The following is a 10,989-nucleotide window of genomic DNA, read 5'->3' as shown; positions in this document are numbered from 1 at the left end:
ACCACACGCAGGTTACCGCGTTTTTTGACCACGCGACAGGCGGTCGTATTGCCAGCACGCTCGAATTCTAGGTCGAGTAAGGTAGGACCGACACGTAGATTGTGTATGGATAGGCGATTGATGGAGTCTGGTAAAGCTGGATCGATGATTCGCAAGCAATTATTTGGGGCATCAGGTACGAGATTGATAATTGTTTGCAATAACTGAAAAATGGTTCCCGTTGCCCAAGCTTGGGGAGAACAAGCCACGGGATACTGGACGGGAGCGCGATCGCCATTGCGTTCGTAGCCGCAGAATAGTTCTGGTGGACGCTGGTAGGGTTGCTGAAGTGTCATATCGAATAACCCTTGAAATACATCTAAAGCTTGATCGACTAGTCCGAGCGATCGCAGTCCTAGCACGATCAGAGAATTATCGTGAGGCCAGACCGAACCAAGATGGTAGCCCATCGGATTATACGCAGGGGATAAACTGCTTAAAGTGCGAATTCCCCAACCGTTAAACATATCTGGCGCTCGGAGCCGTTCGGCAACGCTGTAGGCTTTTTCGGGTGTAAAAATGCCTAGATGCAAACAATGCCCGGGATTGGAGGTAATACTATCGACTGGTTTGCCTTCTCCATCCAACGCCAAAGCACAAAAATCCTGGTCGGACAGCCAAAAATCGCGATTAAATCGAACTTTCAGCTCTCTGGCTTCATCCTGCCACTTTTCGGCAAGATCGAACCGCTGTTTCAGGCGAGCAATTTCTGCCAGACGAACTTTTGCTGCGTATACGTAAGCCTGCACTTCGCACAGCGCGATCGCTCCTGTTGCTAGTTCTCCCTGACGATTCACTATACAATCGCCAGAATCCTTCCAACCTTGATTGGCTAAACCTCCGCGTGACTTGCGGAAGTAGGATAAATATCCCGTTGGCTTGAGGCGGCGATCGATCCAATCTATTGCTGCTAAAGCATTTGACCACAAACGATCTAGGGTTTCTAAGTCGTGAGTCCAGGCAAAGTATTCGGCATAGAGCATTAACCACAGAGGGGTAGCATCGATCGTACCGTAATAAGGTGTATGGGGAATTTCCTGACAACGTGCCAGTTCTCCCATGCGGATTTCATGTAGAATTTTGCCTGGTTCTTCTTCCCGCCATTCGTCCTCAGTTTTGCCTTGATAAGCTGCGAGTAGAATTAGAGTTTCGCGGGCGATCGTCGGATTTAACATTAAAGTCTGAGCAGCCGCGATCAGTGAATCTCGTCCGAATAGAGTAGAAAACCAAGGTACGCCAGCAGAAACAGTTTTATACTTGCCAAAAGATTGCCGTAGCAAATACATGTCTTGCTCGGCTCGCTCGACGACATGATTGAAATCAGCTTTATCAGAGCGAATTTGCGTGCTTTGCTGACACCAGTGCTGTTCCTCTGAGTCTTCTGCTGCTCTTGCTTGGACTAATGTATTGGGAGCGTGAACGGTAGAAGCCGAGCGATCGTCAATTACCATCGACAACCGATAACCGAGTTTTTTGGTTTCGTGCGAAGCTAGTTCTAGCTGCCACACTGCCGTATAACCTTTAAATAAGTCAGGCTGAGTATGTTGGAACTGCAGCCGCGATTCCATGATGGAATTATCTAAACCCTGATAAGCAAGGGTGAGTGTTTCTGGACAGTGGTAATTGGTAATTGGTAATTGGTAATTGGTAATTGCTCCCTTGTCTTCCTTGTCCTCCTTGTCTCCTCTCTCTTTCTGTCTTCCATCTACTGCGGCAAGCCGTAGCAATTTACCGCGCTTTTCTCGATTGAAGCCGCGAATTTCAAATAAATCGACAAAATCGGCATCAAAACTCAGGCTAATAGAAACGCTGACGGCACTCGTGCTGTAGTTGGAAATTTCTATTTCTTCAAATAGTGCTCCATTCAAAACCAGTTCGCGACGAATGCCTAGAGTATCGGCTTTTAAGCGATTTTCTATTGTGGGATTGGTACATAAGACAGAAACAGAAAATCCTTTATCAGCAGTACCGCTGAGTAAGACGGGCGATCGCCCCTCAATCTGTAATTCCAAGCGGCTCAGAAAGCGAGTATCGTGGCAAAACAAACCCATACTAGTCGCACTGTCATCCGTATAACAGCCGCCAGCAATATTTCCCAACGTATCTGTTACCAAAAACAAATCGTCGTCTTTAATCGTCAAAGTTGGCTGCGGTCTTTCGCTCAACACGCAGGGCCATTCTGGAATTGGCAGTTGTTCTGCGGGGACGAAGACTCTACCATTCATTTCTAATCTTTCCGGAGTCGCTATCGTATCCAATGTCATACTAAAAGCTTTGTGCTGTCAGAGGTGGGTGATCCAGTTTTATTATTATCAACCTTCTTAGTAGAGCCTGCGATCGCAATTTTTTTATTGGCTTTATTACCTTCAGCAACAACTTTTTCTCTATGACTTTTGCGCTTAAAGTTGCAGCTTATATCTGTAATTTCTATAAGCGTCAGCAATAATAAATTACACTAATTCGAATAGTATAAACTATTGTAAACAGATTTTAAATAGAAATACAACTCATTAAAGATGTTTGCTATAAAGTTAAAAAATCTTAGCTTTCAATACAGGGGTCAACTCATAAAGTAACAAAGGCAAACAGCTATCAATTGTCAGAAGCACGGATCGTAAACTCCTGACTGCTGTACGCGCGAGTTTAGCAAATAGATTGGCAAGCTTTAGCTAGAAATTTGCGATCGAAACCCGCCCTTACGATAACTGACAACTGACTTGGGGTACGGGCGGGTCGATCCGAAGAACTATTTGTTCTGGTACGGGTATGCCCAAAAAAATCGCCCTACAAAGTTTGAATTTTGAATTTTAACTTTTCCCCTACCCCTTCCAAGTTTGATACGCCTTTTCATATGCGCTCGTCATCGCTTGGACGCTAAAGCGATCGATCGCATAGTCGCGACATGTTTGGCGATCTATTTTCATAGCATCGGGAATCACATCCACCATTTGTTCTAGAGAATGACAAACAAAACCTGTTTTACCATGAGCAATCACTTCTGGTACGGAACCCAAACCCATGCCAACTACAGGTGTGCCTGTTGCCATTGACTCAATCATGACTAGACCAAACGGTTCTCGCCAGGTAATCGGAAACAAAGTTACTGTAGCTCCACCCAAAAGCTGAGCCTTCTCTTCATGAGAGACTTCCCCAAGGTACTGAATTTGCTCACCGTCAATTAATGGCTCGACGCGATCGCGAAAATATTCTCGATCCACCGGATCGACTTTGCCAGCCATTTTTAATGGTAAACCAGCAGCGCGGGCTATTTTCATCGCTTCAATCGGACCTTTTTCAGGAGATATGCGACCGACGAAAGCCAGATAAGCTGGTTGACTAGGTTGAGCCTGAAACGGATAGATCGAGGTATCAATACCGTTATAGATAGTCTGAATGTAATTTAATCCTAGACGAGGTTCTCGTTGCGCTTCGCTAATACTGATGTATGGTTGCCAAGCAAAACGCCGAAACATCTTTTCATTATCAGGAGTAAAAATCCCGTGAGTTGTATGTACTGTAGGCGTTTTAGCAAAACCAGTGTAAGGCAAGGCAGCGCAGCCAACATGGGAATGAATAATATCAAAACGATCGGCGTTGTTAAAAACCTCGAACAGCATCATTTGCTCGTAAAGTCCTGGTTCCTTGACACTGGGATCGAGACGTAATGCTTTATTGTGGACTGACTTGAGCTGAGCTGTAGTAATCGAGTCACCAGAAGCAAACAGCGTGACTTCATGACCGCGCCGAACTAATTCGTCAGTCAGTAAACTAACGATTAATTCAATACCACCGTAGCGAAAGGGTGGGACTCGTTCCCACAGAGGAGCAATCTGAGCGATTTTCATTTTTTCTTGCAATTGAGCAGTAACTACGAATCGATCCGAAGAATGCTGCCAAAGGAAATTGGCAGCCTTCTAACTTGCAAACGACAGAGATTTCTCTCGCCGCTTAATAAGTTTTAATAAAAGGCACAAACTTGCCTAGATGCAACCCTCTATAGGTTTATATACTTAGAATTTTTAGTTCTAAAGATTAACTTATACTATTTTTGCTTGACTTTTACAACATCTATCTATCTAAGGATATTGTTGTTAGTTGATAGTAAACGCTACGCTACACTGCGTGAAGACGGTTGACAGTTATCAGTGAAGAATGGGGTGTAGGGTGTGGGGTGTGGGGTGTGGGGTGTGGGGTGTGGGGTGTGGGGTGTAAAGATTTTAAATTTCTTTCTCCGCGACTCTCCCTCAGCTCCCCCAGCTTCCTCAGCTGGGCGACTCTCCCTCAGCCCCCCCAGCTTCCCCAGATCTCTTCTCCCCTGCCCCTCTGCCCCTCTGCTCGTGCGCTCCCTACTCCCTGTTCCCTGCTTCCTAATAACTGACTACTAGCTCCTAGTCCCCAGTATCGGTAGGATGGTTGATAGAGAACCCTCGATGCAAGCAAGCAGCGATCGCGCTTCCTAGTTCTCCTGGCAGGATGGTACGCAGGTGACGCGATCGACAAACACAGTCATGAGCAATTTGACTTCTGTGCTAAGCGATCTGCTAGTAGCAGTACCCCAACTGCGACCCCAAGTTTATTTCAAAGCTTCTTTAACGGCTTTGTCCCATGCGATGGAAGACCAAGTGCTTGCTTCGACTTCAGACCAACCGTTGCTGATTGCTAGCTTTCAGCGGGAACGCTTCTATCGTCAAGAAGCCCACCGCTACAAGCGAATCGCTCGGCAAACGAATCAAGTCTACGTACTAGCAGCACCGGAGACAGATTTTACCAATGCTTCCGAATACTACGAAACGATCGCCTTCGATCCAACGGAATCATTAGGTCAAGAATGGCATCTCGTCGTGATTGGGCAAAGCTATAGCACTTGCCTAATTTGCCGCGAACGCCCAAGCATAGTCCAGATTAAACCCTCACCTCATTTGCCAGCGGTGGATATGGACCCCACCCGCCAGTTTGAAGGCATCTGGACTTCCGAGCGACAAATTAGCTGTATCGCAGCCGAGCTGTTACTTCAACGCATTTTACATTACAGACCAGAATTAGCCGCTAAAATCGAACTCGCGCGCGATCGCTTCGGTATATTTCCACAAAGGCGATCGTCAGCGAAAAAGTCTAAAACTGCTGCTCCCATTGCTTTGCCCTCGCTAGATCCTGCGGCGATCGATACCAATCCTTTCGTCCAGAGATTAGTAACGTACCTGCAAGCCGGACAGTACAAATTACTCAAAGCCTACCGCTCGATTGCTGCCCAAGAACGGAAAGAACGCCTGATCAACTCCATCACCACCGCAATTCGACGGGGTAGCGCCACCGGACTACCGTTACATCCCCAAGAAATTTTGAAAGTTGCAGTCCGCGAATTAGGAATTGCCCTGGCTGCTTGCCGTTGCTTGATTTATCGCGCCCAAGCTAACGATGATAGGGTGGCGATCGCCCACGAATATTTACAACCTGGCGTTTCCTCGGTGGTAGGAAAAGTCATGCCTTTACAAAAAAATCCCTTGTTTCAAGAGATGCTCTGCCAGCAAGGATCGATCTGTATTGTCGATACCCAAACTGACTCCCGCGTCACTGATTCACCGCTGCTACAACAGCTCGTACAACAGCTGGATATTCGTTCTTGGTTGTTAATGCCAGTGTTGTACCAAGGTAAGTTATTGGGAATAGTCGAATCTCATTATTGTGGTTCCCAACCACACCAGTGGACGGCAGATGAAACTTCTTTAGTAGAAGCGATCGCCACTCAGGTAGGCGCAGCATTGATTCAAGCCGAAGCTTACGCAAATCTAGAAGACCTCAACCAGCAATTAGAGGCGCTCGATCGCACCCGCAGCAACCTGATCGCGATTACTGGACACGAACTGCGTACCCCCCTCTCGACGATCCAAGTTTGTTTGGAAAGCCTTGCCACCGAGCCAGATATGCCCTTGGAATTGCGGCAAGTCATGCTCAGCACTGCTCTTACCGACTCCGAGCGGATGCGCAAATTAGTCCAAGATTTTCTCACCCTCTCCAACTTAGAAAGCGGACGGGTAGAATGGCATCCTGAAACTTTACCCTTAGATGAGTGCGTCGAGCTTGCCCTCAGCCGCGTCTGCACCCGTTCTAACCCAGAAGATTTACCGCAGATCGTCAGCACAATTCCAGTCCAACTTCCTCTGATTCGGGTTGATGGAGACTGGTTGGTAGAGTTAATCGCTAAACTGTTGGATAACGCCTGCAAGTTTACGCCTCCCACAGGACAGATCGCGATCGCAGCGCGTACCAATGGTGGCACAACGCTAGAGGTTACCATTTCCGATACCGGACGCGGTATTGAACCCAATCGGCTCGAAATTGTTTTCGATCGCTTCTACCAAGAAGAAGGCGCGCTCCGCCGCACCGCAGGAGGCACGGGGTTAGGCTTAGCAATTTGTCGTCAAATTGTCAATAGCTGGAACGGGAAAATCTGGGCAGAATCAGCAGGAAAAGACAAAGGGAGTACGTTTCACTTCACAGTTCCGACTGTGGAATAGTCATTGGTCACTGGTCATTGGTCACTGGTCACTGATAACTGCTCGTGCGCTCCCTGCTCCCTGCTCCCTGCTCCCTGACAAACTGTTACAGTTCCTTACATACTGGCTAAATAGACGCTATCTCAGTGATAGGATGCCCTAAAAACCTTGAGAGAGAAATCTATGGCAGAAACACTTGAGGGACAAACACCTATATTTGGTGGCGGCACTGGTGGCTTGCTGACCAAAGCAGAAAGAGAAGAAAAATACGTTATCACTTGGACTAGCCCCAAGGAGCAAGTTTTTGAAATGCCTACAGGTGGTTCAGCCATCATGCGGCAGGGCAAAAATAAGCTAGAAATTGCTCGCAAAGAGTATGGTATCGCTTTAGGCGGGCAACAACTGCGGGCGAAATTCAAAATTAACGACTACAAAATCTATCGAGTTTATCCTAACGGGGAAACTCAAATGATTCATCCAGCTGATGGTGTCTTCCCAGAAAAAGTCAACCAAGGTCGTCCAAAAGTACGTTACGTCGATCGCAACATTGGCAGCAACCCCAGCCCAGCCAAGTTGAAGTTCAGCGGCGTACAGCCATACGACGCACCCTAATCGGGGCTAGGGACTGGAGACTAGGGGCTAGGGATATTACGATTTCTAGTTTTTAGTTTCTAGTCTCTGTTTTTTGTTGATAAAAAAGGCAATAACATAAAACTTTCTGAGTGGGGTGGGCAATGCCCACCCTACATTTACTTCTGGCTTACGACTTACGACTTACAATCATGGTCTTCCCCGATTTTGCTCAATTTCAGCAGTTAGCGACACAAGGTAACTTCATTCCGGTTTACCAAGAATGGGTAGCGGATTTAGATACACCTGTATCTGCTTGGTATAAGGTGTGTGCGGGACAGCCTTATAGCTTTTTGTTGGAATCGGTCGAAGGCGGCGAAAATATTGGGCGCTATAGCTTCTTGGGGTGCGATCCGCTATGGACTTTAGCGGCAAAAGGCGATCGCACGATTCAAACTTATCGCGACGGTACGCAAGTCACGATTGAGGGCGATCCATTTGCTGCCCTAGCATCGTGTTTAGAACCTTATCATCCGGTGAAATTACCTCAACTTCCCCCTGGTATTGGCGGTTTGTTTGGGTTCTGGGGATACGAATTGATCCGTTGGATAGAACCTAGGGTTCCAGTTTATCCAGCAACAGAAAGCGACCTACCGGATGGCTTGTGGATGCAAATAGACCAATTACTCATTTTCGATCAAGTCAAGCGCAAAATCTGGGCGATCGCCTATGCCGACGTACGTGACAATGCCGATCTCCAGCAAGCATATCAACAAGCAGGCGATCGCGTGCGTCAAATGGTCGAGAAACTCCAACTCCCTCTTTCCCATCGGGATACGGTTTTAGAATGGCAATCGCCAGAAGAGGTAAGAAAGCAAGACGACCCCCGACTCCCGACTCCCGACTCCCGACTCCCCTTAAATTACACGAGTAACATTACCAAGGAACAATTCTGTGCCAATGTCGATCGGGCAAAGGCATACATTAAAGCTGGCGATATTTTTCAAGTCGTCCTCTCCCAACGCCTTACGACAACCTACGAGGGAGATCCGTTTGCTTTATATCGTTCTCTGCGGCTGATTAACCCCTCGCCTTATATGGCTTATTTCCACTTCCAAGACTGGCAAATTATCGGTTCTAGTCCTGAAGTGATGGTGAAAGCAGAACGAGATCCAAATGGGACAATGGTGGCGACTTTGCGCCCGATTGCGGGGACTCGTCCGAGGGGAAAAACACCCCAGGAAGATGCAGCCTTTGCCGCAGATTTATTGCAAGACCCGAAGGAGATTGCCGAACACGTCATGTTGGTTGACTTGGGACGTAACGATTTGGGGCGGGCGTGTAAAAGCGGTACGGTGAAAGTTGATGAATTAATGGTCATCGAGCGCTATTCCCACGTCATGCACATTGTTAGCAATGTCGTAGGAGAACTCGCGCCAGATAAGAAAGCATGGGATTTGCTCAAAGCTTGTTTTCCGGCTGGTACGGTCAGCGGTGCGCCAAAAATTCGGGCAATGGAAATTATTCACGAACTAGAAACGTGCCGTCGTGGGGTTTATTCTGGGGTCTATGGTTATTACGACTTTGAAGGGCAGTTAAATAGCGCGATCGCCATCCGTACTATAATCGTCCGCGATTGCACCGCTAGCGTCCAAGCTGGTGCTGGTATAGTAGCCGACTCTGACCCAGACAAAGAATATGAAGAAACTCTCAATAAAGCTAGGGGTCTTTTAGTCGCTATTCGTTGCTTGGAAAAAAATTAAATTTGTGTTCTAGAGACGCTGCCAAGAGTTTGAGGTTTTGCTAGTATTGCTCAGTCCTCTAGCAGTTGAATTTCATGTCAGAGACACCGAGTCCACGCGCGATCGTCGAAAGTTTATTTCCCCATCTTCAAGTAGCAGCAGCCTACGCGGATCGGATTCAATCTGAGATTGCCGCACTCCCTGCAAAAGGAGAAGGAGATAATTTCTTTGCTGCGGCTTTGACCGATGCAGATCTGGCGATTCAGAATTTAGTGGAAGTGGCACTTTTGGCAAACTTTCCTGACATCCGCTTTTACGGCGAAGAATACGAACAATCGCGCAATACAAAATATTTTCGCGCGATCGATCTTGGTGGTGACGGTGACTATCTCGTGACGCTAGACCCAATAGACGGGACTCAGTTCTACCTCGACGGACATGCAAATTATCAAATTATTCTCAGCATTCTTAATTGGGACGATTTTGAAGCAGTCATAGCCATCTCTCCTGCCCAAAATACCTACTACTACGCGCTACGTGGCGAAGGCGCTTTCCAAGGAACTTTGACACAGGATTTAGCAGCCTGTAAACCATTACGAGTCGAGCAGCCAAAACCAACTATTCTCTTAGGATGGGGGATGAGTGCGCTTCAATCGAGATTAAAACAACAGGACTACGAAGTCATAGATATAGCCACTGCCTACTCGCGGGAAATTCAAGTTCCTAACCTCAACGGTATTTTAACTGGTGAAATAGCTGGAGCAGCGATCGCCTCTGGTAAATTCATCGATGGTGCTGCACTCGCTTTTCTTGCCAGAGAAGCTGGCTGCATTGTCACTACTCATCATGGTTCTGTTCCTCCTCCCTTACACACCTGTAAGGACTACAGCTTACCAGGACTCATAGTTGCTGCATCAGAATCGGTACACCAGCACTTATTAGCAGCAGTGCAAAGTTTGGCAGAGTAAGCATTCGATCTCATTCTCCTATCAAGATTTAAAATATTTTTTGCTTAACTTACTCATGAATCTTTGCAAATTTAACTGGGCGATCCTCATCGGTGTCAAATCTCGAATTGGATGAACGTAAGACGATCGCTTGTCAAAAAAGTTATTAATATCTTGCAAAATCACCTGTAGGCGTTTCCAAATATTCTCAGTACGATATTCAGCCAAAATAGTCTCAGACAGAAAAGGTAATTGAGGACGTTCTAGAACTTGGAGAATCCGCTGCAAGTCAAATTCCCGCGCATATCCAGCAATTTTATAACAGTTAAAACCAGGATCTAAGTAATCGGATAAACCACCATTTACACTGGAAAAAACTTGACAACCACATGCCATCGCTTCTAGAGGTTGTAATCCAAAACCTTCAGTTACACCCTGTTGCGCCCAATATTCTGCTGAGTCATATAGGTAAACTTTAGCCCGATTAAATAGTGCTGCTATATCTTCAACATAAGAATTCACGACAACTACACGACAGCTTTGTTCTAAAGCGGGAATTAATTCTTGGATGAGATATTGAGAGGATTTTCGTGCTTGAACTAAAACGTCTATATCGCGCTGGCGATTAAAATTTTGAAACTCATCGCTAATTTGGTTGGGCAAATAATAAATTAGTGAATGTGGCGATCGCTGTCCCCAATACCCCATCGTATGACGACTGACGGTAATAATTGGAATATTGGCTGAAAGCCTAAATCCATAATTCGTACTATGGGCGTGGTAGATTGCATGATATTGTTTGAGCTGGTTAGCAAGTTTGGCGACATCAAATCCCCAACTTAATACAAATATGGCATCATCTGCATTCAAATTACTTTGCAATAGATCTTGTAAGAACAGCGTATCCTTTTCTCGCTGACGATATGTTACGGCTTCTGCATCACAAATCTGTTTTGCCAGATTTAGAGTTTTTAACTCCGCCCACAGCCCACCACAGGCAAACTTCCCACCCGTTCCCGGTACTAAGAAATACAGTTTTCTCATGCGATCGCCTCATATTCTGCCTGTAAGTTAGCTCATCCAAACCAAATTCAACCTCATTCATACTCATCTGAGGCAAGCTATGTTTACATTTCTCAACTTAAAAGGGCTTTAACTGATAGACAACAATCTTTTATCCTGAAGTAGTATAAGTGT

The 10,989-nt window shown here is 46.4% G+C and carries 7 protein-coding genes; 4 read left to right on the top strand and 3 right to left on the bottom strand.

Going from position 1 to position 10,989, the window contains the following annotated elements:
- A partial coding sequence (locus tag ACRC32_RS25395) for an amylo-alpha-1,6-glucosidase (protein ID WP_438556577.1) occupies positions 1 to 2,303 on the bottom strand: 2,303 nt, incomplete at its 3' end.
- Between the two features lie 555 nt (positions 2,304 to 2,858).
- The gene (locus ACRC32_RS25390; RefSeq protein WP_438556576.1) at positions 2,859 to 3,884 is read right to left on the bottom strand and encodes a glycosyltransferase family 4 protein; all 1,026 of its coding nucleotides are present in this window, start codon (positions 3,882 to 3,884) and stop codon (positions 2,859 to 2,861) included.
- A 663-nt stretch (positions 3,885 to 4,547) separates the two neighbouring features.
- Between ACRC32_RS25390 and ACRC32_RS25385 the strand changes: the two genes are divergently transcribed.
- The 4 genes from ACRC32_RS25385 (at position 4,548) to ACRC32_RS25370 (ending at position 9,813) form a co-directional block, all read left to right on the top strand.
- Positions 4,548 to 6,554 (top strand): DICT sensory domain-containing protein, encoded by a 2,007-nt coding sequence (locus ACRC32_RS25385; RefSeq protein ID WP_438556575.1) that lies wholly within the window; start codon positions 4,548 to 4,550, stop codon positions 6,552 to 6,554.
- A 162-nt stretch (positions 6,555 to 6,716) separates the two neighbouring features.
- Positions 6,717 to 7,145 carry a photosystem I reaction center subunit II gene (psaD, locus tag ACRC32_RS25380; RefSeq protein ID WP_015156676.1) on the top strand — a complete coding sequence of 143 codons (429 nt, stop codon included), beginning with the start codon at positions 6,717 to 6,719 and terminating at the stop codon, positions 7,143 to 7,145.
- 170 nt (positions 7,146 to 7,315) lie between these two features.
- Complete coding sequence (gene trpE / locus ACRC32_RS25375; protein WP_438556578.1) at positions 7,316 to 8,866, top strand: anthranilate synthase component I; 1,551 nt, start codon at positions 7,316 to 7,318, stop codon at positions 8,864 to 8,866.
- Positions 8,867 to 8,940: 74 nt separating this feature from the next.
- Positions 8,941 to 9,813: an inositol monophosphatase family protein gene (locus ACRC32_RS25370; protein WP_438556574.1), complete on the top strand. Its 873-nt coding sequence runs from the start codon at positions 8,941 to 8,943 to the stop codon at positions 9,811 to 9,813.
- Between the two features lie 21 nt (positions 9,814 to 9,834).
- Here ACRC32_RS25370 and ACRC32_RS25365 read toward each other — a convergent pair whose 3' ends face one another.
- Positions 9,835 to 10,836, bottom strand: a complete 1,002-nt coding sequence (locus ACRC32_RS25365; RefSeq protein WP_438556573.1) for a glycosyltransferase — start codon at positions 10,834 to 10,836, stop codon at positions 9,835 to 9,837.
- Between the last annotated feature and the right edge of the window lie 153 nt (positions 10,837 to 10,989).

It is taken from the genome of Chroococcidiopsis sp. (genome assembly GCF_051657925.1).
Taxonomy (GTDB): Bacteria; Cyanobacteriota; Cyanobacteriia; order Cyanobacteriales; family Chroococcidiopsidaceae; genus Chroococcidiopsis.
This window is presented reverse-complemented; position numbering and strand designations above follow the sequence as displayed.